This window comes from Microcoleus harperi Pol14_C6, assembly GCF_036701295.1.
GTDB lineage: Bacteria > Cyanobacteriota > Cyanobacteriia > Cyanobacteriales > Microcoleaceae > Microcoleus.
On record NZ_JAUBQN010000021.1, the window covers coordinates 1 to 23,161 of the forward strand.

General features: G+C 45.3%; 22 protein-coding genes. 8 read left to right on the forward strand and 14 right to left on the reverse strand.

The genetic code is table 11. The features are described from left to right. Nucleotides 1-402: 402 nt before the first annotated feature. Entirely contained in the window at nucleotides 403-1,887 is a 1,485-nt protein-coding gene (gene gltD / locus QUA27_RS15565; RefSeq protein ID WP_333068940.1) for a glutamate synthase small subunit, read from the reverse strand. Between the two features lie 519 nt (nucleotides 1,888-2,406). Between gltD and QUA27_RS15570 the strand changes: the two genes are divergently transcribed. The 6 genes from QUA27_RS15570 to cysK all read left to right on the forward strand — a co-directional run bounded on the left by QUA27_RS15570 (nucleotide 2,407) and on the right by cysK (nucleotide 9,277). Beyond that, nucleotides 2,407-3,438: a sulfate/molybdate ABC transporter ATP-binding protein gene (locus tag QUA27_RS15570; RefSeq protein WP_333068941.1), complete on the forward strand. Its 1,032-nt coding sequence runs from the start codon at nucleotides 2,407-2,409 to the stop codon at nucleotides 3,436-3,438. 216 nt (nucleotides 3,439-3,654) lie between these two features. Further along, the gene (locus QUA27_RS15575; RefSeq protein ID WP_333068942.1) at nucleotides 3,655-5,598 is read left to right on the forward strand and encodes an ATP-binding protein; all 1,944 of its coding nucleotides are present in this window, start codon (nucleotides 3,655-3,657) and stop codon (nucleotides 5,596-5,598) included. 155 nt (nucleotides 5,599-5,753) lie between these two features. Then, nucleotides 5,754-6,485, forward strand: coding sequence for a serine O-acetyltransferase (gene cysE / locus QUA27_RS15580; RefSeq protein WP_445251514.1), 732 nt, complete (start codon nucleotides 5,754-5,756; stop codon nucleotides 6,483-6,485). An 87-nt stretch (nucleotides 6,486-6,572) separates the two neighbouring features. Beyond that, entirely contained in the window at nucleotides 6,573-7,157 is a 585-nt protein-coding gene (locus QUA27_RS15585) for a Crp/Fnr family transcriptional regulator (RefSeq protein WP_333068944.1), read from the forward strand. 683 nt (nucleotides 7,158-7,840) lie between these two features. Beyond that, nucleotides 7,841-8,278 carry an RrF2 family transcriptional regulator gene (locus QUA27_RS15590; RefSeq protein WP_333068945.1) on the forward strand — a complete coding sequence of 146 codons (438 nt, stop codon included), beginning with the start codon at nucleotides 7,841-7,843 and terminating at the stop codon, nucleotides 8,276-8,278. Between the two features lie 18 nt (nucleotides 8,279-8,296). Continuing rightward, a complete protein-coding gene (gene cysK, locus QUA27_RS15595) occupies nucleotides 8,297-9,277 on the forward strand; it encodes a cysteine synthase A (protein ID WP_333068946.1) in 981 nt (326 codons plus the stop codon). 221 nt (nucleotides 9,278-9,498) lie between these two features. On the opposite strand, the gene QUA27_RS15600 is transcribed toward cysK, so the two are convergent. The 9 genes from QUA27_RS15600 to QUA27_RS15640 form a co-directional block, all read right to left on the reverse strand. Then, nucleotides 9,499-10,293 carry a sulfite exporter TauE/SafE family protein gene (locus QUA27_RS15600; protein WP_333068947.1) on the reverse strand — a complete coding sequence of 265 codons (795 nt, stop codon included), beginning with the start codon at nucleotides 10,291-10,293 and terminating at the stop codon, nucleotides 9,499-9,501. Nucleotides 10,294-10,594: 301 nt separating this feature from the next. Beyond that, nucleotides 10,595-11,098 carry a DUF7980 family protein gene (locus tag QUA27_RS15605; protein ID WP_333068948.1) on the reverse strand — a complete coding sequence of 168 codons (504 nt, stop codon included), beginning with the start codon at nucleotides 11,096-11,098 and terminating at the stop codon, nucleotides 10,595-10,597. Nucleotides 11,099-11,270: 172 nt separating this feature from the next. Continuing rightward, nucleotides 11,271-11,507 carry a hypothetical protein gene (locus QUA27_RS15610; RefSeq protein ID WP_333068950.1) on the reverse strand — a complete coding sequence of 79 codons (237 nt, stop codon included), beginning with the start codon at nucleotides 11,505-11,507 and terminating at the stop codon, nucleotides 11,271-11,273. Nucleotides 11,508-11,526: 19 nt separating this feature from the next. Beyond that, nucleotides 11,527-11,973 (reverse strand): YidH family protein, encoded by a 447-nt coding sequence (locus QUA27_RS15615; RefSeq protein WP_333068951.1) that lies wholly within the window; start codon nucleotides 11,971-11,973, stop codon nucleotides 11,527-11,529. Nucleotides 11,974-11,988: 15 nt separating this feature from the next. Next, the gene (locus QUA27_RS15620) at nucleotides 11,989-12,411 is read right to left on the reverse strand and encodes a YidH family protein (RefSeq protein WP_333068952.1); all 423 of its coding nucleotides are present in this window, start codon (nucleotides 12,409-12,411) and stop codon (nucleotides 11,989-11,991) included. A 146-nt stretch (nucleotides 12,412-12,557) separates the two neighbouring features. Continuing rightward, on the reverse strand, nucleotides 12,558-13,223 hold the full coding sequence (locus QUA27_RS15625; protein WP_333068953.1) for a hypothetical protein: 666 nt from the start codon (nucleotides 13,221-13,223) through the stop codon (nucleotides 12,558-12,560). Between the two features lie 539 nt (nucleotides 13,224-13,762). After that, complete coding sequence (locus QUA27_RS15630; RefSeq protein ID WP_333068954.1) at nucleotides 13,763-14,425, reverse strand: cadmium resistance transporter; 663 nt, start codon at nucleotides 14,423-14,425, stop codon at nucleotides 13,763-13,765. 20 nt (nucleotides 14,426-14,445) lie between these two features. Further along, nucleotides 14,446-15,150 carry a cadmium resistance transporter gene (locus tag QUA27_RS15635; RefSeq protein WP_333068955.1) on the reverse strand — a complete coding sequence of 235 codons (705 nt, stop codon included), beginning with the start codon at nucleotides 15,148-15,150 and terminating at the stop codon, nucleotides 14,446-14,448. A 208-nt stretch (nucleotides 15,151-15,358) separates the two neighbouring features. After that, nucleotides 15,359-16,861 carry an APC family permease gene (locus QUA27_RS15640; RefSeq protein WP_333068956.1) on the reverse strand — a complete coding sequence of 501 codons (1,503 nt, stop codon included), beginning with the start codon at nucleotides 16,859-16,861 and terminating at the stop codon, nucleotides 15,359-15,361. Nucleotides 16,862-17,243: 382 nt separating this feature from the next. On the opposite strand from QUA27_RS15640, the gene QUA27_RS15645 reads away from it, so the two are divergent. Continuing rightward, nucleotides 17,244-18,167, forward strand: a complete 924-nt coding sequence (locus QUA27_RS15645) for a LysR family transcriptional regulator (RefSeq protein ID WP_333068957.1) — start codon at nucleotides 17,244-17,246, stop codon at nucleotides 18,165-18,167. 137 nt (nucleotides 18,168-18,304) lie between these two features. Here the strand turns inward: QUA27_RS15645 and QUA27_RS15650 are convergent, their stop codons facing one another. Together QUA27_RS15650 and QUA27_RS15655 are read right to left on the reverse strand one after the other, a co-directional pair. Further along, nucleotides 18,305-19,039 carry a prohibitin family protein gene (locus QUA27_RS15650; protein WP_333068958.1) on the reverse strand — a complete coding sequence of 245 codons (735 nt, stop codon included), beginning with the start codon at nucleotides 19,037-19,039 and terminating at the stop codon, nucleotides 18,305-18,307. Between the two features lie 167 nt (nucleotides 19,040-19,206). Beyond that, complete coding sequence (locus tag QUA27_RS15655; protein ID WP_333068959.1) at nucleotides 19,207-20,409, reverse strand: EAL domain-containing response regulator; 1,203 nt, start codon at nucleotides 20,407-20,409, stop codon at nucleotides 19,207-19,209. A gap of 419 nt (nucleotides 20,410-20,828) precedes the next feature. Here QUA27_RS15655 and QUA27_RS15660 point away from each other — a divergent pair, with 419 nt between their 5' ends. After that, nucleotides 20,829-21,344, forward strand: a complete 516-nt coding sequence (locus QUA27_RS15660; RefSeq protein ID WP_333068960.1) for a heme-binding protein — start codon at nucleotides 20,829-20,831, stop codon at nucleotides 21,342-21,344. Here QUA27_RS15660 and QUA27_RS15665 read toward each other — a convergent pair. Beyond that, on the reverse strand, nucleotides 21,331-21,747 hold the full coding sequence (locus QUA27_RS15665; RefSeq protein ID WP_333068961.1) for a secondary thiamine-phosphate synthase enzyme YjbQ: 417 nt from the start codon (nucleotides 21,745-21,747) through the stop codon (nucleotides 21,331-21,333). The two genes, QUA27_RS15660 and QUA27_RS15665, sit on opposite strands and share 14 nt — an antisense overlap. A gap of 96 nt (nucleotides 21,748-21,843) precedes the next feature. After that, the gene (locus tag QUA27_RS15670; RefSeq protein WP_333068962.1) at nucleotides 21,844-22,944 is read right to left on the reverse strand and encodes a glycosyl transferase; all 1,101 of its coding nucleotides are present in this window, start codon (nucleotides 22,942-22,944) and stop codon (nucleotides 21,844-21,846) included. Nucleotides 22,945-23,161 lie beyond the last annotated feature (217 nt).

Sequence of the window (23,161 nt, forward strand, 5' to 3'; positions counted from 1 at the left end):
GCCTGATTGATCTGGCGATCGCCTGCTTGACGTTACGAGCGCTACACCAACTCTTTTAAGATACAAGGGGCGGGTTTCACCAACAATATTTGCCTAAAATCCATAATCTCGTAAACCCGCCCCCACCCAACGGTAAATCGCAATCTACCTATTTCAAGAGACTTCTTGCAAAAGTCCTTTTAAGCAAATTTTCGGACGGGCAAGATGCCCATCCCACAAGAGAAAAAACTTTTTGTGGGATGGGCATCTTGCCCGGCCCAGCTATTTTTGCAAGAGGTCTAAGGTACAAAGGGCGGGTTTAGAATATTTTTGGTTTTTAAATCAAAATCTTGGCGAACCCGCCCCTACGAGCCTAATAAATTATCGGAAATCAAACAATCTCGATCGACCCACACCTACCAACTAAGGCAAATCAGTGCTCCCCATCAGATAAAGGTCGCACTCCCGGGCCACGCCGCGCCCTTCATTAATCGCCCAAACCACCAAACTTTGTCCCCGGCGACAGTCACCAGCCGCGAAAACTCCCGGAATGCTGGTTGTATATTTTTCGTGCTCGGCTTTCACATTGCTGCGCGCGTCGCGTTCCAATCCCAAGTCATCCAGTAAAGGCTGTTCCGGGCCGAGGAAGCCCATCGCTAGCAACACAAGCTGTGCGGGTAACACTTTTTCGGTGCCCGGGATGTGGTTCGGAATAAACTGCCCTTTCTCGTTTTTCGCCCACTCCACCTCAACGGTGTGCACGGCTTTGACATTGCCGTTTTCGTCGCCCTCGAACTTCGTGGCGGTGGTGAGATAGCCGCGCGGGTCGTCGCCGAATTTCGCTGCTGCTTCTTCTTGGCCGTAGTCGAGGCGGTAGACTTTTGGCCATTCCGGCCAAGGATTGTTGGCGGCGCGTTCCGATGGCGGTTTGGGCAGGATTTCTAGTTGTACCAGGCTGTTGCAGCCGTGGCGGATGGAGGTGCCCACGCAGTCGGTGCCGGTGTCGCCACCGCCGATGATCACGATATCTTTGCCTTCGGCGGAGATGAAGTTATCGTTTGTGCTCTTGTCTAAAACTGCTTTGGTGTTCGCAGTTAAAAAGTCCATTGCGAAGTGGATGCCTTTTAATTCCCGGCCGGGGATGCCCAAGTCGCGGGGTTTGGTGGCGCCGGTACAGAGCACAACGGAGTCGTATTCTTTTAGCAGTTGTTCTGCTGGTAAGTCTTTGCCGACTTCGGTGTTGCAGACGAATGTCACGCCTTCGTCTTCGAGGACTTTCAGGCGGCGTATTACGACTTGTTCTTTGTCTAGCTTCATGTTGGGGATGCCATACATTAGCAGGCCGCCTGGTCGATCGGCTCTTTCGTATACTGTTACCCAATGACCGGCTTTGTTGAGTTGCGCGGCGGCGGACAAACCGGCGGGCCCGGAACCGATGACCGCGATTTTTTTGCCGGTGCGTTTGGCTGGCGGTTCGGCAGTAATCCAGCCTTCATCCCAGCCTTTGTCGATAATCGAGGCTTCGATGTTTTTAATCGTGACTGGCGGGTTGTTGATGCCGAGCACGCAAGCGCCTTCGCAGGGTGCGGGACAGACGCGGCCGGTGAATTCAGGGAAGTTGTTGGTTTTGTGGAGTCTGTCTAGGGCTTCTTTCCAGAGTCCGCGATATACGAGGTCGTTCCATTCGGGGATGAGGTTGTTAATCGGGCAGCCGCTTGCCATGCCGCTGATAATTGTGCCCGTGTGGCAAAACGGAATGCCGCAATCCATGCAGCGCGCGCCTTGGGTGCGGAGTTTATCCTCCTCCATCGGTAGGTGAAATTCGTCCCAGTTGTGGACTCTCTCGACTGGTGAGAGTTCAGAGGGCAATTCGCGCAAGAATTCGATAAAGCCTGTTGGTTTTCCCATAGTGGTGTTCTGGTTAGAATTTACTATTGTGGTAGTTTGTCAAAGCTGAAGCCTGTATGCTTATGAACTAACTATTGTCATATAAATTGTGGGCGATCGCACCTGAGATTGAGCAATTCCTACCTGAAATCTTCAATATCGCCGGGAGTCGGAGAATTGTCGGCAGCAGTCAAATATAGATCGACAGCCAAGAAACGGGGTTTTTTAGGGGAATTAAAAGTTTTAAAGGTTTTGATGCAGTATTTTCGTCCATCAAACCCGGTTTCTGCGTAATTTCAGCATTGCTTGTGCTCTGGGACGATCGCATTTACCGCTACAGCCACATCTCGAAACGCTGACGGCTTAACTCGGACGGCCCGCCAGCCTCAACTTTGAAACGCAGTCCCCATCTGGAGAGCATCCAGATCCTATACAAAAAGTTACAGACCTTGCAAAATAATATTTTCAGGATATACTACTGTAAATCTGTCAGATAAGCGGAGTTTACTTTTTGAACTCCTAAAATAGGTAAATAAACTTATGAGCATTACAGTTCAGAACGTATCGAAACACTTCGGCTCCTTCCACGCAATTGACAACGTAAATTTGGAAATTAAAAGGGGTTCTTTAGTCGCGCTGTTGGGGCCTTCCGGTTCCGGGAAATCGACTCTGCTGAGGATGATCGCGGGGCTAGAACCGCCGGACAGCGGTCATATTTACCTGATCGGTGAAGATGCTACTCATCAGTCGGTGCAGGAACGGCATATCGGTTTTGTGTTTCAGCACTACGCTTTGTTCAAACACATGAGTATTCGGAAAAATATTGCTTTTGCGATGGAAATTCGCAAAGTTCCTAAAGGCTCAATTAGCAGGCGGGTTGATGAACTTTTGGATTTAGTGCAGTTGACAGGTTTGGGCGATCGCTATCCTTCGCAACTTTCCGGGGGCCAGCGGCAGCGGGTTGCTTTGGCCAGAGCTTTAGCAGTTCAACCAAAAGTGCTGCTGCTAGACGAACCTTTTGGAGCATTAGATGCTAAAGTCCGCAAAGAATTGCGATCGTGGCTGCACAACCTTCACAAAGAAGTTAACATCACCACAGTTTTTGTGACTCACGACCAAGAAGAAGCTATGGAAGTAGCCGATGAAATTGTGGTAATGAACAAAGGTAGAGTCGAACAAGTTGGCACTCCTGCTGAAATTTACGACAAACCTGCATCAGCTTTTGTGATGAGTTTTATTGGGCCGGTCAATGTGCTGTCGAATGCTGCGGGTTTGTTCGCCAGCCACGCCACAACGGCTCGCAATAATGGAGCTGCTCATTCGGACGTAGTGTTTTTGCGCCCCCACGACGTGGAAATTAAAACTAAGCCGGAGTCTGGTTTTTCATTAGCAAAAGTCAGCCGCATCATTCATTTAGGGCGGGAAATACAGACGGAGTTAGTATTAGAATCCGAGCAGGTAGTAACAGCTTACGTCAGTCGCGAGCGCTTCGATGCTCTACAGTTAACGCGCGATCAGCACGTTTACGTCAAGCCCAAACACGCGATGACTTTCCCTGCTTATTCAATTTAAATCAGCGGTTGCATCTTACTCAAAATACTATCGGGGAGCTTTTACAAAATACTGCTGCCACATCCTTACCAGGCTCGTGCCTGGTAATGCTGTCTAGTGGCTCTAAATCGGAGGCATAGCCTCCTGAAATTCATTCCCAGGCAGAGCCTGAGAACGAGAAAAACGAGAAATCCCAGGCAGAGGCTGGAAGAACTAGAAAAAAGATAGGTGAAGAATATGACTGCTAACAAATTCAAGAATTTAGCAACTAGCACTTTACTTAGTTATCGCCGTTACATCCAGGCAGGATTAACACTTTGTGCAGGATTGGGACTGTCTGCGATCGCCTCTTCAGTTGCGTACAATTGGGAATACAAATCCATGCAAGCCGAACTGCAAGACCGGCTGGACAAAATAGCTACAGACATTCAGAGAGATGTTAGCGGCAATTTAGAAATTATTCGGGCGGTGGGAGCATTTTACAGCGTATTTGACGGCGTTAAAAAACCCGAAATTAATACATTTGTTGGTCCTGCCCTCTACCGCCATCCGAGCTTGAAGGCGATCGCTTGGCTGCCCCGTGTTTCTGACTCTCCGCAATTCCTGACTGATGAAATAGATTTAGGTTTAGATTTGACTGCCAATCGGCTAGCATTAGAAAAAGCCGCCAAAAGACAAGAAATTATCGCGACTGACCGTCAAAAATGGTCTTCACAAAATCAACCAAGCGTTTTCGTATTCCTGCCAATTTTTAGTCAAATTTCTTCTGACAATACCGCAGAATTGCCACAAAATTTACTTGCTAGAAATCCAGACAACTTGAAAGGTTTTGTTTTCGGAATTTTGCTCGTTGATGCTATTGTGAAGTCGGCTTTGCAGGAAACTCCACTCAACTTTGTTAATGTGTATCTTCAAGATGCTATGGCTCCTGAAGCAGAAAGATTTCTCGCTTTTTACGAAGCAAAGACTAAAAGGATCGTCACCGACGAAAACATTAAAAACCAACTCCAAATTGGGGAAAGAGCTTACTGCCCGGATGGCAGCAGTTGCACCCGCATTCTCAATATTGAAAATCGCAGGTGGTTGCTGCAACTGCGGTTAACGCCAGAGTACATTAATCCTCTAAGATTTTGGCGTTCTTTGACCGTTTTAATCTTTGGGACAATCTTAACTTTGGCGGCGACACTTTATCTAATGAGCTTGTGGAATTATACCGCTTTAATTGAAAAAATAGCAGCAGAACGCACGGCTAAATCTCAAAGGCTAGAACAAACTTTGCAAGAGTTGCAGCAAACTCAAAGTCAACTGATTCAGCAGGAAAAAATGTCTAGTTTGGGTTTATTAGTCGCTGGTGTCGCCCACGAAGTGAACAATCCTATTAGTTTTATTTACGGCAATATACACCACGCCAGCGCATATACTAGCGATTTGTTAGAGTTGGTAAAACTATACCAAAAACAATATTTACACCCTTCATCGGAAATTTCTGAGTATTTAGAAAAAGTTGACTTTGACTTTCTCAGCAAAGATTTGCCGCAACTGCTGTCTTCGATGAAAATAGGAGCAGATCGCATTGTTCAAATCGTCCAATCTTTGCGAAATTTTTCTCGCTTAGATGAAAGCGAAATGAAACCTGTCAACATCCATGAAGGCATTGACAGCACTCTGCTAATTCTGCAAAGTCGCCTGAAAGCTACAGGCGATCGCCCGCCGATAGAGATTGTTAAAAACTACAGCAATTTACCTTTAGTAGAGTGCTATGCCGGACAATTAAATCAGGTGTTTATGAATATTCTGGCTAATGCGATCGATGCCCTTGAGAGTTACAACCTCGATCGCGGGCCCAAAGCAGCGAAAGCCAATCCGATCGCGATCGCTATAACCACAGAATATTCAATCCCTGACAAAATAATTGTGCGGATATCTGACAACGGCCCCGGTATAGCAGAAAATGTCAAAAAACGACTGTTCGACCCCTTCTTTACGACGAAACCAGTCGGAAAAGGGACAGGATTGGGACTGTCAATCAGCTATAAAATTATCGTAGAAAAGCACAAGGGTGCGCTGCGCTGCGATTCGACACCGGGATTGGGGACGGAATTCTCGATCGAGATTCCGCTGCGGCAAGAAGTCAGACAAGCTGTACCGTTTGTTTCGCGGAAAATATCGGAGGCAGCTTAGAAAGGGCTGGGGAAGAAAAAATTTTTTTCATTAACTACTGTAATTCGGTCGGATTATAGTATTATAGGTAAGAATGCCACAATCAATACTGCTTTATGCAGCTTAAACCGTCGGCACTGGCAATACTGTATAACCCAAACACGGCGAGAGTAAATATGTTCAGTGACTTGCAAATTATTTACGAACGCGACCCGGCGGCGCGCAACTGGCTGGAAGTATTATTTTGCTATCCCGGACTGCAAGCACTTTTTTTGCACCGCATAGCACAGTGGCTTTATTTCGCTGGCCTGCCGTTTGTACCGCGCTTGATTTCCCAACTAAGCCGCTTTTTAACAGGTATTGAGATCCACCCAGGAGCGAAAATTGGTAGGGGCGTGTTTATCGACCACGGCATGGGGGTGGTAATTGGCGAAACTGCGATCGTTGGAGATTATGCTGTAATTTATCAAGGAGCTACCATTGGCGGCACGGGTAAAGAAATAGGAAAACGCCATCCGACGCTGGGAGAAAATGTAGTTGTGGGAGCGGGTGCTAAGGTTTTAGGCAATATTCAAATTGGCAATAATGTTCGGATTGGTGCGGGTTCGGTAGTGCTGCGGGATGTCCCTAGCGATTGCACAGTTGTGGGAATCCCCGGCCGTATTATCTCTCGAAAAAAGCAGTTAGAAGACGATCAAAATTCTCAAGGTCTACCGGATTTAGAAGCTCAAGCGATTCGAGCTTTGTTCGATAGAATTAAGGATTTAGAAGAGCAGGTTGCTTTTTTGAAATCTCAATTATCTCCGCTCACGACAACTCAATCAGAGCCAGCAGAGGTCGAAAAACATCAATTGTTCCTGTCTTCTGATTTATTCATTACACAGTTTTTAGACGGTGCCGGCATCTAGTAAAGCTTTAATCTATATAGATTTTTGCCAGCAACGCTATCCTGTGGCTATTGGACAAACTAAGTTTTATTCTTTCAGTAAATGGCTATGACTATTGCTTCTCTTTCCACTAAAACTATTGATGAAACGAGCAGACATATATTTTCTCGCCGCTCGCACTTGCCGAACAAAAGCAATGCTCTCTGGCGAATTGAAGCTGGAGTAGTGCGAACTGTAACGTGGCTTGAAGATGGCACAATTATCACCTTGGGATTGTGGGGACCTGGTGATACGATCGGCAAAGCGATATCAAAATGCGATCCTTTTCAAATTGAATGCCTCACTAAAGTCGAGGCAATTTTACTATCGGGCGATCGGTGGCTAAATAAAGATATTTTGCTCACTCACATTCAGCAGGCTGAAGATTTTATGGTAATGCGAGGTTACAAAAGAGTTGATTTTATGCTCTATCAACTATTAACTTGGCTGGCTAAGAGGTTTGGTTCTGAGGTAGAGCAAGGACATCTGATCGATATGATTTTAACGCATCAGGACATTGCAGAAATTATCGGTACAAGTCGCGTAACTGTCACTCGCACCCTCGGTCATTTTGAGCAGCAAGGCTTGATCGATCGTCTGCCGCTCCACCGGATTATTCTGCAGCCTTCTGAGGTGTGGCACTACGAAATATAAAAGTATATTAACGGTTAATAGTTTACGGTTGCTGATGTAGCTGGTAGGAATGCAGTGCCAAAAAAACTCTTCGCTCACAATGCGATATTCGAGCAAATTCACAGTTCTATAGACAAGAAATAATTTGTAGCGAATGTGCGTTAAGTTTTCTCATCGACTCGTCAATAAGTTCAAAAGCAAGTGCGATCATCGCCCTTGCTTTTCTGTTTCTCCTGATTTCTTTCTTCTCACTGCCAACAGATGCGATATCTCGCACCTGTTGACTGCCGTTAAGTAGGTGAGTATGAATAAACTTAACGGTGAGACAACATATATCCACCTACCTACTTAGCAGTTACTTGAAGGGGGCGGTATTGCCTGTAAAATACTCGCTCCCTGCAACATTTGAGACTTTCGGGATCTACCCGCTTCTGGGTATTCCCAAGACGGTGCAAAGGGCGGAACCAAGAAGGGGCAAGCTTTCCACCCACCCTGTACCCCCACGCCGAGCATCAGGCAGTTTCCGCCCCTATGCCCGTGTTGCTCGTAATACCGACAATGCCGACAGCTTAAACCTACATTTACGTTGCTCACGGGATTTCTCCAACCGTTTTTGTAATAAAAATATACTAACACCTGTACACCTACCGGAATTGTGTACTATTATATAATGTACAATTTAAACTCGATCGCCAGTGGGGAATGTGGAACTATCTTCTAGAGTACAATATGCCCTGTTAGCGCTCTTGGAACTGGCGAGTCACCACCCGAAGGATTCGCCCCTAACAGTGAACGAACTTACTGCTTCTCAAGAGATACCAGAACGCTATCTAGACCAAATTCTTGCCGTGCTGAGGCGTGCAAGTATTGTCCAGAGTTTGCGGGGTGCTAAAGGCGGTTATTTGCTGGCGAAAGATCCTTGGCAAATTACTTTGCTAGAGGTGTTTTCGACACTCGAAGGCGACGGCAGCGGCCCGCCTCAAAAAGTTTCGGAATCTGTAACAATAGAAAAAACTGCGGTGCTAGAAATCTGGCAGGAAGCTCAACAGGCATCTTGGGCTGTTTTGGGCAAATACACATTACAAGATTTGTGCGAACAGCGGGATATTCGCAAACAAGCACATCCCATGTACTACATTTAAAGGGAGAGAAATTAAGCCATGAGAATTGCTAAGGATGTTACAGGAATAATTGGCAGAACTCCTTTAGTTCAGCTCAATAAAATTCCCCAAGCCGAAGGAGTAGTTGCTCACATTGTGGCAAAATTGGAAGGGATGAATCCGGCTGCTTCGGTGAAAGATCGGATTGCGGCGAGCATGATTCAGGCGGCAGAAGATGCGGGGCTAATTCAACCGGGGAAAACTATTTTAGTTGAACCGACTTCAGGCAATACTGGAATAGCTTTGGCAATGATCGCGGCGGCGAAAGGCTACAGTCTGATTTTAACAATGCCGGATACGATGAGTTTAGAGCGCCGATCGATGTTAAAAGCTTACGGAGCTCGGTTAGAATTAACTCCGGGACATGAAGGGATGTTAAGCGCGATCGCCCGTGCTGAAGAAATTGTAGAAGAAACCCCCGACGCTTTCATGCTGCAACAGTTTCGCAACCCCGCTAATCCGAAAATTCACCGGGAAACCACGGCCGAGGAAATTTGGGAAGATACAGAGGGTAAAGTAGATTTTTTAGTTGCTGGAGTTGGCACCGGCGGTACGATTACTGGAGTTGCTGAGGTAATTAAACAGCGGAAATCGAGTTTTAGGACGATCGCAGTTGAACCAGCCACCAGCCCCGTGCTTTCTGGAGGTAAATCTGGTGCTCACAAAATTCAAGGGATTGGTGCAGGATTCATCCCGGAAGTTTTGAAACCCGAGTTAATTGATGAGGTGATCGCAGTTAGCGACGCAGATGCGATCGCCTACAGTCGCCGACTAGCCAGAGAAGAAGGATTGTTGTCAGGAATCTCAGCAGGCGCGGCTTTGTGTGCCGCTATTCAAGTCGGCAAGCGTCCCGAAAATGCTGGAAAATTGATAGTTTTTGTGCAGCCTTCTTATGGCGAACGCTACCTCAGTACAGTCCTGTTCAAAGACTTAGAATTACCGACAGTCAGCGAACTCGAAGCATTAGTCAGCAATTATTAATACGTAGTTTGTGACAACTTAACGTCAAACCGACCGTCTCTCTTGTTGTATCGCAGTCTGGATCCCCCTCTCACCACCCTTAATCAGGGGGGGACAAGATTCTTCTCAAAGTCCCCCAACAACCAGGGGGATTTAGGGGGAACGAGACTCGGCTATAAACAAGATATACAAAGGTTTTTACGGGATTGTTGACAGCAATACTCCTGACCTTACCCTAGTTTTCAGACTTGATACAACTTCCAACTCGCCATCGCCAACATTCCGTAAATCACAAACTTTAGCGGGCGTTGAGGCATAATTTGGCAGAATTTAGCCCCTACCAAAACTCCCGGCACCGAACCCAACCAAATTGGCACAACTAAACCCCAGTTTACTGTTCCGAGGCTGAGGTGTCCCAGAGATGTAAACATCAATAAAATTGCCGCCTGCGAAATATCTGTCCCCACCAATTTAGAAGTATCCAGGCGGAAAAAAGCAATCAGCAACAGTGCAAACATCGAACCGGAAGACACGCTAGTGATTCCCACTATGCAGCCTAAAATTGCCGCCGCACTCACAGTACAAATACGACCATAATTAGTATTTAAGTCCCATTCAGGGGGGGAAGGCAATTTAAAATTAGGGAAAAAAGTTTTGACCGCTAATTGGGTCAGCGATAAAGCGACAATTAGGGCGAGCGCTACTCCGAGAACGCGCAGCAATATGCTGTCTAAGTCCTGAATTCCGCTGGATTTGATGCAGTGTAAAATCCACACCCCAGTCAGCGAACCGGGCACGCTGCCCAAAGCCAGCCACTTAACTACTTGCAAGTCTAGGGTTTTTTGCTGCCAGTGTTTAAAGCCACCAACAACTTTCATCAGTGTAGCAGCTACGACATCCGAACTAATAGCAATTGATGCCGGAACCTGGAAAACAAAAATTAACATTGGGGTGATGAGCGACGCTCCGCCAACTCCGGTCAAACCAACGATAATGCCAACAAAAAAGCTGAGAAAGGATAGTAATAAGTAGTTCACGGTTATGCCCAAAAACTGTGTATTTAAGCGCTGCCAACCAACAAATAGATAACTTGGGCGGCTCCTGCCACACAGCAACACAGGCAAAATCTTACTCGCATTTCAAGAGTTGTTACCAGAACTTTTGCTCTTCAACGCTTATTTTTTTTGCGTTTTTAGCTACAATATTCTAGGGCAAACTCAGTAAATGCCATTAAAAAAAGCTACAAAAAATGTAGTGTAAAAGCTCCCTGATTTTATTATATTTACCTGTGTAACTGATTAAAAAGCCTCGATTAATTGATGGTTTATGTTCTGTATTCTACCTTGAAGTGACTATCGTCATAGGTAAAACAGAGCTGAGGTTAACCGACTCTTTGCCGGCAAAGAAATCTGGAGTATCGAGAACATTAAAATGAATCAATGCCACAACGACAATGGTGAAGGCGGTTGAGGAAACTAAACCCGTCAATAACTCTTTTTTGAGGTTTTTTTCCTTGGGTTTGTCTGCAAAAAAATCTACAGCCCCGAATTGCATCAACAGAATTCCAGCAATATTGGAAAGCCAGTAACCGACAATTGTGCCAGGAAACAGTAAATCTGGGGAAAGCCCACTACAGATATACCCAAAGGCGTAGGCAATTGGCAGATTGAAAAATATGTCGTTCCACCAACACAGCGGTGATAGCAAATATCCAATTCCCAGAAGTAACCCGCCTCTGATTTTTTTAAACCAGACTTCCTTAAAACCCTTAGCTTGTGGCAACTGTTGGGTCAGTTGTCCTGCAAGCTGGTACTCTTGACTGACTTTTTTAGCGTTTTCCACGTTAATAGCTCATAACTCGATCGACTTACCGTAGTTTAGCAGCAAAGCTGACTTATGTCTAGTAAGTCAATCGAGTTACCGTATTTTGTTATCGATCGGCTCAATCTACTTTCTTTCAGATACAAAAATATCGATGAGGGAGAGGTTGTTGAGAATGCTGACTGGTGTCTGTTTAGACTGAGATCGAGAAATTGAAAGCTTCAGGCAAATGCTTGACAGTTTGCCAAAGATATGCAGTATCGATACCCCAGTAATATTGCAGGTAAACGAGCAAAAGCCCGATCGCCACTGTCACGCCTAGCAATTTAGGCACTATTTTCGCCACAGTCTCGATCACTACGAATGCTGCCCAGATAGCAGCACCTAAGATGAGAATGGAAGCGATCGTGGCAACTGTATCGCTGTTCATAATTAACTCCTGTTGACAATCAATCGGGTATGACAGAACTACTTGGGGCTAGGGCGACTGCCAAAATCGAATAAATTACTCCAATTCCCAATAAGCCCACAGCAAAACTGAAAAATAAAACCATGGCGTCTGGGGGATGGTATGTATCGTGGTCAATTTGGTGGCGAACGGTGAAGTAGTGCTTAGTTGAGATTAAGACTGTCGCCCAACCTATTAGAGAGAAGATTAAACCCAACTTCCACCCCATCGCCTGACGGTAATGTGCGGGCATTTGCACGACGCGAAGTCGGATGATGACGACGCCAAAAGCCATCAGGGCGATCGCGGCCCGCATCCAGGCTAAGAAGGTGCGCTCATTTGCCGATCGATCGATCGCCCGCGACAGATTTTCCTGCTTTGGTTTCTCATCATCTACTTGCATCGGTTTGAACGATAATTGCGCGCGATCGAACTCTTTAATATTCATATTAAACCGCCACCATTATTCAGGTGCCATCAAACCAAATGAGCTAGAAGGAACGGTGAACATATAATAAATTACCCCAGCCCCTAGGATTGCGATCGCGAGGCTGAAAAGAATTACCCAGCGATCCGTAGGTTCATAAGTATCGTAATCGATATCGTGACGGACGCCAAAGTAGTGCTTAGTTGAGAACAACACCGTTAGCAAACCCACTGCTGAAAAAAGCAAACCCAACTTCCAGCCATTGCCGGGAGTTGGGAGTAGAGGGGGATGAAAGGTCCGAAGGCGGACGATAACTACGCCAAAACCCATCAGCGATATTGCTGTCCGCATCCATGCTAAATAAGTGCGCTCGTTTGCCAAGTGATCCCGCACCCGCGAGGGATTTGGTCGCTTAATCTTTTCTGTATTTACTTTCGTGGATTTCCAATTTAATAGCATAGATAAACCTTTTAATTTTAACGCCAAATTAAGAAGGGAAACTGATATATTTTCGCTGGGACGATTATCCGCCGGGAGCGATACCCGGCGGGATTTTGCGTTGCAACGGGCTTTACACAGGCGATCGCATTACAACTTCACCAAAACTAATCATTTTCCTCAGTAGGTGCGTTGGGAACTTGCGTATCTATATAAGCCTGAGTCACATCAGGAACAAACCAATTCGCATCCCCCGGCTGGAAAACTTTAGCAGTAGGAACGTTAAACTCTACAGCCCCCGTATCGGGATTAGCTCTCGCTACAACTTGAGTTCCGTCAACTATCTTAACAGCTAGGCCGCCCGTCAATTCTTCTGAAGGTTGATCTGTCGTTCTTAAATCAGTTGCTTTGATATCGCTGGGCAGATAAATTCCATCGCAATCCCATTTATGTTCAGTTGTTTGACCGTCAGCTAGAAAATAAAGGGCATTATCGTAAGAAGAAGAAGCTGCTTTTTTGCGTTTCGGGCCGTAGACAGCCAGGGTTTTTCCGGTTTCGTTGCGGCACTGACCCCAAGGTTTTCCCGTTTCTAAAGTGTATTTTTGAAACTCCAATTGAGAGATTTTTTGCTGAAGTTGCTCGGGAGTATAAGTCTGGGCGAGATTGGGTGCATCTTTCGCTGTCCTGAGAGTGTTCAAAGCTTGAGTCACCTCTATGTAGTCTGGATTGTTCGCATATTTCGGCGTTTTTGGAGCATCGGCCCATGATGGGGGAACGAATACTAAATTGGCGGCCATTACCAACAGCACTAAAACAAATTTGAAGATTTTCACAATTTTTGTCCTTTTCTAGATTGTCAGGTTTTTTCCAACTTTATGTTTGCTTGCTATCTTAGGACTTAGGCAAAAACGATATCTCTTTAACTGGTTTGCCTGAAAAACCAAATTTTGCAGGATCTAAAAATCTGGTGGTTTAGGATTAGACCTATTGTCAAAGTCGAGCGGCGTGGGGTAGTGGCGAAGTGTTCGGGCGATATTTTAAGGATTACTCCTCAAGTTTTTAGCTGAGTTGGATTCACCACTACAGTCTTATTGAAATGAAAGGTATATTCTTGCCTAAGTCTGGCAATTTGCTAGCTCACAAGATGGCTTGAACTTTCGTAAATATTCGAGGCTAAATTAGTTTGAAGCTGCTTTTAGCTCGGTCAATTAGTTCATTATTAACTTAGCATACTTGGTGATATATGGCAAGTAATTTAGACACGATTCTAAGGAAACAATTGGCAAGGTAAAAATGATGAGTGAGAGCTTATGACTTCCGGACAAATTATCTACCTATAGAGGGATGGAAGTTGCGGAAACAGGGCTAATTCCTAGTTAGAGTGAAAGGCCGGAAGCAGCCGATAACTACCACTTTCAATCAGAATGAATATTCCCAAACCAATCAATACAAAAGGGACAACAGCCTTGGTATAGCGAGTCAAAATATTAGCGATCGCCCTTTGGCGAGTTAATCGGTAAGCGACATAAGACCAAACACCTACCATCACCGAGAAAACCGCCAAAATCACCACCAAGCTCGGCAAATCGCTGCTAGCAAACAGCGGCAAATAAATGCCGATGTTGTCTCCCCCGTTGGCCACTGTTACCGCAGCCACATTCAAAGTTTGGGGATTGAAAAGATTGGCTAGTTTTGACAGCACAGATGAGTTAGATTGACGGTTAAAATCGCCAGATACGGCTTGTACGTCATTTTCCTCATTTTCTCTCTTGACTAAGTGACTGATGCCGATCGCGATCGGAACCAAACCCAGCAAGCCAATCCAAGCTTTCGGCACAATTAAACCGCCAAAAAAACCGGGCAAACTAGCAGCGATGAGTGCTGCAAATCCGAGGTACTTACCGACAAAGATATGCCGGGGACGAAAAGTATCATTTACCTGGGCAAAGAACAGCATCGAAATCACCATATCGTCGATATTGGTTGCGGCAAAAGATGTAATCCCGGCAATAATCGCTGCTGCAATCCAATTCATGTGCTGTCCCTGCAATTTTTCTAAACTTCTGTTTCGCTGGCGTTACTTCTACTCATAGTTATCAAACAGAAACAGCAACCAACTAAAGATATTATACTTAAAGTTGGGCTTGCCAGAGTGCCGCTTTTCACCAGAATCGCCATTCCCAATCCGATCAAGACAAAAGGCACAAGCTGATTGCCGTAGCGAGTCAAATTATCCGCAATCGCCCGCATCTGAATTAACCGATAAGCAGTGTAACACCAAACGCCCACCATCCCGAAGAATACAGTGAGAACCACCGCCAAACTTTCTAAAGTATTGCTAGCAAAAAGCGGCACATATATGCCGATATTGTCGCCCCCATTTGCCACCGTCACCGCTGCTACGCTGTAAGTTTGAGGAGACAGAAAACTGCTAAAAAAAGATTTCTCAGATTTCTCTAATTCTGCCTCAGCTTCCGAATCGTCAGTTTCGGAATTCAGTAAGCGGCTAAGCCCGATCGCAATTGGCAGCAAACCCAGCATTCCAATCCAATCTGGCGGAAAGACTAAGCGGCCAAAAAACCCCGGAAGGCTAACCAAAACCAGTGCCGTAAAGCCCAGAAACTGACCGAAGACGATATGCCTGTGCCGAAATACTGCATTCACCTGTGAGAAAAACAGCAGCAGAATCAGAATATCGTCTAGATTCGTAGCCGTAAAAGCAGTCATGGCGGTAGAAGTTGCTGTTAGTAATTCCTTCATTTCTGTGTCTCCTGATATTTTTTATTTCGTTGTAATGGCTGGAATCCTATCTTAGGAAATGGCTTTCCTGCTCCCCAAAAATTAAACTTTCTTGTGGACGGTTGCTCCTAGCCAACTCTTGAAATGTGGCTCGACAATGGTGCAATAACTCAGTAAAAATCCCGTTGCTAAGAACTGTTCGTTCTGACTGCGAACTGATAACTGCTAATCAAAAACGATCGCTGTCAAAGGGAACGGCTTTCAATCGAACACCACCATAAATTGCATTTTCTTCCTCGAACTTGGCATGAATTGCGTCAATACCCTGCTGCATCGAGCCTGTCAGTTCAGGAGAACGCAGCCGCTGCCAGAAAAACCATCCGCAAGTAACTACTAAGTACATCAAGAACAAGTAAGGAAAGGCATCGTAAGGAGCTTCGGGAGGTGGGAACATAGTGCTGCCGGGAATGCCCACGCTTCCCGCAATCGGAATCATCATAAATGCGATCGCCGCAGCCGAGAACACTACATCTCGCAGGCGCAACTTACCAATTTTGTGCAGGTAAACCGGAGCCGCTATCGAAATTAAGACGTACACGGTTAAAAATCCGTAGCTGCAAATTGCCCCCAAATAACCCATACAATCGAACAGTTTGATGTTAAATATAGACATCACCGCCGGCACAAGAAATGTCAGAAATGTACACATCGTTACTGCAACGTGGGGAGTTTTATTAGATGAATGGGCTACACCTAATGAAGAGTGAAACAAACCGTGGCGCGCCATCATAAAAAACACTCTCGCCGCTGGATTGATGCTGCCGAGCACGCAAGCAAAAAAGCTAAATAAAGCGCCGAAAGCCACTAACTCTCCCAGCCAACCCATGCCCACTTGTTGCGCCAGAAAACTCAGAGGTTCTTCAGTATTAGTAATAGAAACTCCAGTACCGCTAAAACCCAAAACCTCAATATAGGTCATCAAAATGAAGAATAAGCCTGCCATCACAGCGCTGCCCATGACAGCCCTGGGGATATTTTTTAATGGTTTTTTCGCTTCGTCGCCCAGAGATGTAGCACTTTCAAAACCAGAGAAACCAAACATTACTAAGACAAGCCCCGTCGCTATGTTCCCCGGAGTTACGCCTTGCAAAGTCAGTTGCGACATATCTAAGGCAAAACCTTTGTGCGCCCAGATGATGATTCCTAAAAGTGCGATCGCCGCCACTGATGCCCCCTCTAGCCACAGCATCGCCATAGCTGAAAGCTGGATATCTTTGTAACCTGCATACCAAGCAACGCCAGCCCCGATCGATAACAGCGTAATCGGTGAGGGATGGATGCCTAAATGACCGATGAAAATACCCGTAAAGTTGGCAAAACCGCACAAAACGGCCATCGCAGTAAATAGATAAGCGAGTACCAAACTCCAGCCGCAAATTACGCCTGCAGTCGGGCCTAGTCCTTTAACAATATAAGAGTAAAGAGAACCTGCAGAAGCCGATCGACTCGCAAATTGGTTGATATTAATGCTGACAAATACTAGACCGATCAAGCCGATCGCAAAACTCAGCCAAGCCCCGTTACCTGAAAGAGCGACAATTAACCCTATATTAGATGCTGGTATAGTTGTAGGTGCAATGACGGCAAAGGATTGAGCTAAAACCTCACCGAAGGAGAGGCAGTCCGGCTTTAAGCCGTGTGCACTGTGATTTTTTGGCGTTTTCTTAGTCATTTACCTTCTCTCTTTTTGTCGATCGACTTTTGGCGATCGGCTTAAACTTGTCGGTGCTGCTTCAGCATCGGGCCCTGCGTTAGAAGCTTAAGTATCACCTTAAGGCTCTTCAGGGGTAGAATCAAATGTTGTTTTTTATCGAATTAATAAATACAAGTGATGCAGTGCCGCCGCAAAATAACTGTTGGAATAGCAGACCTATCTGTCGTCAAAAGCTCAAACCCTTGACCTTAAAAGTAAACTTCAAATACCGGCTGGCAACCGTGCTTTTTGGGGAATTCCAACCTGTACCAGAGACTCGATCGAAAAGTTCAAGTCAAAGTTTAGCCGCCAGAGATTTTAATCTCAAAAAATAACTGTATTTAGTAAAAGGGTACTCAGCATGGCCGGAATGACGCTTGACCAACTGCGAGTTTTTCTAGCTGTCGCGGAACACCTGCACTTCAGCCGCGCAGCCGAGGAACTTTACATCACCCAACCCGCTGTCAGCGCGACAATCCAAAGCTTAGAGGCGCAATACGGAGTAAAACTATTTCACCGCATCGGCCGCCGGATCGAAATCACAGATGCTGGGAAGTTGCTACAAGTTGAAACTCAGAAAATTCTCGACCAAGTTGCTTTGACTGAGAGAGGTTTGCGGGAGTTGAATGACTTGCAGCGAGGCGAATTAAACTTGGGTTGCAGTCTGACCATTGGCAATTATTGGTTGCCTGATAAACTTAGCAAGTTTAAACAGCAATATCCTGGTATTTCCGTGAATTGTACTCTGGCAAATGCCGAAGAAATTTGTGCGGGGACAGCGACGGGAACATTTGATTTAGGTTTAGTGACGGGAGACATCAAAGCTTCGCTTAAGAGCACTCTAGAGGAAGAAGTTGTAGGCAGCGAACGCTTGCTGATTGTAGTTGGCCAATCTCACCCTTGGTTTGAACGGGCAGAGGTGAGTTTAACGGAAATTGCGAAAACGGATTGGGTGATGCGAGAAGCTGGTTCTGGAGTTCAGCAAATGTTGGAACAAGCTTTGCAAAGTTGGGGCGTTAATCCCGATGAATTAAATGTAACTTTAGTTTTGAACAGCAGTGAAATGGTAAAAGCCGTGGTGGAAAGTGGCACAGGTGCAGCGGCTATTCCTGAATTGATGGTAAAAAAAGAATTGCAGCTATCTACACTACGAGCGATTAAAATTATAGATAGCCAACCAAGTTCTAATGTATGTTTGGAAATAATTAAACCAGTTTTAAAACTGAAGCACCGACAGCGTTTTCAAACTGGAATTACTAAAGCTTTTGAACAGATATTAACTTAAGGTGCTGGTAATTGGTAATTTAGGACTTACGCACTAATACTCAAGAAAGCGGGTTTTTTACCGACATCAAAAGCTAAACCCCGTGTATTTTCGTAAAGAAACCCGGTTTCTGGCTACCCCTGCGTCCAGGATTATAATTATCTCTCAACCAATTTCCTCAAGTCCAATAAATTTTTACCCCCATCACCAATAATCAGCGGCAATTTCCCATCCCATTTTTCTATAGCCTGCCTTTCCAAAAGTTCCGGAGTCAAATTGTCCCGCAGCAACCTTTGCACTTCAGCTTCTCCCTTGGCTAAATTCACCTTAGCGTCCGCCTGTTTTGCGGCCTTCAGCGCTAAAAACTCCCCTCTTTTTGCCTCCTGTTCGGCAATTTGTTTCGCCTCCACCGCCTCGCTAAACCGCTCAGAAAAGTGAACGTGTACTAAAGAAATATCATCAACTGCAATGTGATACGTAACCAGCCTCAAGGTCAAAGAATCATCAACGGCTGCTTTAACTTCTCCCCGTTTAGTAATAATCTCTTCAGCCGTGTATTTAGCCATAACTGCTTTTAATACTTCTTCAACAGCCGGTTCTATAATGCGAGCAACGACTTCTTTTTCGTCACCTATTTGTTGAAAAATAGCATTTGCTTCTTCTGGGATAATATGCCAATTGAGTGCTACATCTGTGAAAACATCTTGCAAATCTTTGGAGGAAGCTTCAGCGGAGCTTTCCTGTTTTTGTACCCTGACTGTCAACTTTTTTACAGTATAAACTGTGGGGAATATTACGTGGATTCCTTCTCCGAGTACCTGTTTTTGGACTTTACCAAACTGCATCAGTACGCCCCGTTCTCCAGCGTTGACAATGACAAAAAAATTGGACAAAATAGCTAGAAAAACTATCAGTATAGCTAGTTGAAAAGCTAGGTAAAATTCCTTATTTTTTTTATTGCTTGATTTGAGTGAGTCAACGTTACTTCTGGATTTTTCCATCATATCCCACCCCGACTATCGCACTTAATTATAGGACCAACATTGACTTAATAGATATTTTATTTTCCTGCCACCAACAACTGCTCAAAATCAGTTGCTGCCAAAGGAGGACTGAACAAATATCCTTGCATTATATCGCACTTATGGCGCCATAAAAAATCTTTTTCTGCTTCTGTTTCAACTCCTTCAGCAATTACCTCAAGACATAGACTGTGCGCCATTTCAATAATAGCTTTCACAATCGCTGCATTGGTGCAACCATCGGTGATATTGCTGATAAAACAGCGGTCTATTTTTAAAGTATCGAAGGGGTATTGCGTCAGATAGCTTAAAGAAGAATACCCAGTTCCGAAATCGTCAAGAGATATACAAACTCCCAAATTTTTCAAATGTTGCAAAGTTGCGATCGCACTTTCGGCATCTTCTACCATTAAACTTTCTGTCAGCTCTAATTCCAAACTGCTCGCTTCCAAACCAGTTTCTGCTAAAATTTGGGCAACTCTGCTGCTGAGATCCGGTTGGTGAAATTGGCGCGGCGACAGATTTACCGCTATTCGCAGCGGAAAACCAGCATTTTGCCAAACTTGCATTTGCCTGCAAGCTGTCTGCAACACCCACTCGCCTAACTCTACAATGAAGCCAGTTTCTTCGGCATGGGGAATAAATTCTGCGGGCGAAATCAGCCCTTTTTCTGGATGTACCCAGCGCACTAAAGCTTCTGCGCTCATAATCTTACCTGTCTGGACATTGACTTGCGGCTGATAGTAAACTTGGAATTCTTCTCGTTCCAGTGCGTTGCACAAACGGGTTCTTATCTGCTCTAATTTGTCTGCCGTATTTTGGATAAATTCGCTGCTTTGCGATCGCAAAATATTGTACTGTTCTGCGACAGCTTCTTGTTTTTTCAAACGGCTCGATACCGCGCCCACCAGTTCAGCTTTACTAAAAGGTTTAGTCAGGTAATCATCTGCTCCCAATTCCATACCTTGTCGCATTTCAGAGCGATCGGCTCTACCGGTGAGAAAAACAAAAGGTACTGTAGCAGTAACAGGATTAGATCGCAAGGCCATCAGCACCCCATACCCGTCAAGTTCTGGCATCATCACGTCGCAAATAATCACGTCGGGAACATTTGACACTGCCGCATATAAACCTTGTGCTCCATTTTCTGCACCCCTCACGTCGAAACCTTCAGCTTTGAGGAGTTTGAGAATATTCTCGCGAATTACTTGCTCGTCCTCAATCACTAGAATCTTTTTCATACGTCATTCCCTGAAAGCGACATAATTGATAGGCGTTACTGAACGCGATAAGCGTGGCAATAACTGAGAACGCACAGCTCGATCGGCCCAACAGCCGAATATTTTCCGATACAAATAGCAAACGCCTGAAAACACTAATTTTTCAAGCACAACTAGATTAATGTTTCTCTGTTTAGTCAGTGCCGTCCGTATTATTACGAGGTTAATTAATAATCTCTCAACTAATTCTAGGCGATCGATAGTTAGCAGCGCCTTAAATAAATGCTAAACTAATTGTGCCACCTGAACGAGTGTCTGCAAACAATCTCAGCCTATTTATACCAGTTGCCAAAAATAATGCAACTGCAAGCAAGTTCCAAACCCTTGCGGAGTCAGTCTTCCCCATTATTCAATGTAAAATCTAAACTTTTAAATCTCAAATGGTATTACCTACTGGATTCCCTGAACCCGCACAGATTGGGGTCATAGAAGTTAAGCAATATCCTCATTACCGCGCTGTCACCTACACCCACGCGGGCGATTTGCGACAAGCAACTGGCATCGCCTTCAATCCCTTATTTCAACACATCAGCAACAACCAAATAGCGATGACAACGCCAGTAGAAGCGCGCTATACGGAAACTTCCGGGCAAATCGATGCAGTTCCCCAAGCAGAAGTTTCGTTCCTCTATCCCGCACCAAATATCGCCCCCAGCAGCGTTAACTCCGCTGTAGAAGTCACAGATACTTCTCCGATGACAGTGGTCAGCATCGGCGTGCGCGGGGCCTACACTTGGGAAAGCTATGAACATAACCTCCAGAAACTCAAAGATTGGCTTCTAGAACATCCCGAATACGAAATAGTCGGGCCGCCGCGCCGCTTTTTTTACAATTCCCCGATGACGCCGGAAGCAACTAAAATCAGCGAGGTACAAATTCCGATCAAGTGCCGCTGACGTGAACAACTAATTCGCGAATGTGACCCCGCTGGCGGTGTTCCCACAGGTAAATTCCCTGCCAAGTTCCTAACAGCAACCTGCCGCGATCGATCGGGATTTGTTCAGAAGTATGAGTCAGCGCAGTGCGAATGTGCGCCGGCATATCGTCTGGGCCTTCCGCATCGTGAATGTAGCGATCGTCCTCCGGTACCAGTTTAGCCAAAAAGTTAGCCAAATCCTTAAGTACATCCGGGTCAGCATTTTCTTGAATCACCAAACTAGCAGAAGTATGGCGCAAAAATAAACTACAAAGTCCCGTTTTAATACCTGAATTCGCCACCACATCTTCTATCTTAGGAGTGATTTTGCACAGAGATTTCCCTGTAGTTTGAATCTTGAGTATCTGTTGATAGTGATTCATTCGATTTTAGATTTGAGATTTTGGATGAGACTGATGCAAAAGTCTTCTGTCGGCGGAGGTAGACTTTGTTTGTGTAAGAGCGATTTCTAATTGCACTTATGAAAAATAGTCTACAACAGCTTGGGCGATCGCCTCCGTACCATTTTTATCCAATTTATCCGACAAACGCGGCGGATGCAGCGGTTGTCGCAAAAACTCCCAATCCCCCTCAAAAAACTCCGCCACCGTCAAAATTTGATGTTCCGCATAATTTTGAATCCCTTCCAGCAACACCGCAGCTTCGGCAAAACCTTCTCTCATTATAGAAACAATAGGTATTTCCAAGCGCAAAGCTTCCGCAAAAGTGCTGTATCCCGGTTTAGAAACTAAGCGCCCGCAGACAGGCATAATATCGACCGGACGCGGTAAAATCGGGAAAGATTGTGCAAAGTCCTGATTTTTGACATAAATCAAATTCGGCAAATCGGGAGCTCCCGCATCAAAAGTAATAAATTTCCAGTCGCTAAATTGCTGTAAATTTTGATAAGGAATTTCCTCTAAACCCAATCCGCCGAAAGTCAACAATACAGTTTTTTCCAGCGGTGTTTCGATGCCGAATACTTCCCTAATTTTTTCGTTACTGTAGCGAGGATTGCCGCCAGTCAAGCCCACATCTTGAATATTGGGGAAATCTGCCATCGGTTCGTGTAAAGGAAGACGAAAAAGCCGATCGCACATTCCGAAACATTCACCAATCCAATCTGCCATTTCTACAAATTCCCCGCCCCAATCGCGATAGATAAAATCCCACCCGAAATTGCTCATCATCCAGCAAGGAACCCCAGCCGCTGCCGCCATTCGCGTTGCCAAAGGAGGAATATCTGCCAGCACCAAACCCACCCTATTTTGCTTGATAAAATTAACTTCGCTTGCAATTAGGGAATTTTGCTTTTTCCGAATTTCCCGCAATTTTTCCAGCGTCGCGTCTTTATCCATATTCAAACTGTCAGCTTGCACGACACCCACATCAAAAGCGCGGGGACGGTGGATAAAGTCGCCACCAATATAACATTCTAGCAGCCAGCGAGGTGCTGTTGTTGTGATAATTAGTAAGATCTCTGGATTTAATTCTTGAATTTTTGCAGCTACGGACGCAACTCGGACAGCGTGGCCGAATCCGTGATTGGTGATGGCAATATATAATGTTGGTTGAGACATTGATAATGGGGAATTGGGAATTGGGAATGGGGCATCGGGCATCGGGAATTCCGGTAGAGACTGGAAGGCAAAAATGCCAAGCTTCAAGCGACCCACCACCAACAATGACACAATTAATAACGAATGACTAATGGCTAAGCGGTTGTGTATTTAACTTGTATATTCCTGGCGTTGCTCTGAGCAACTGCCCAGAAAAGTTTTCTTATTATTGACTATA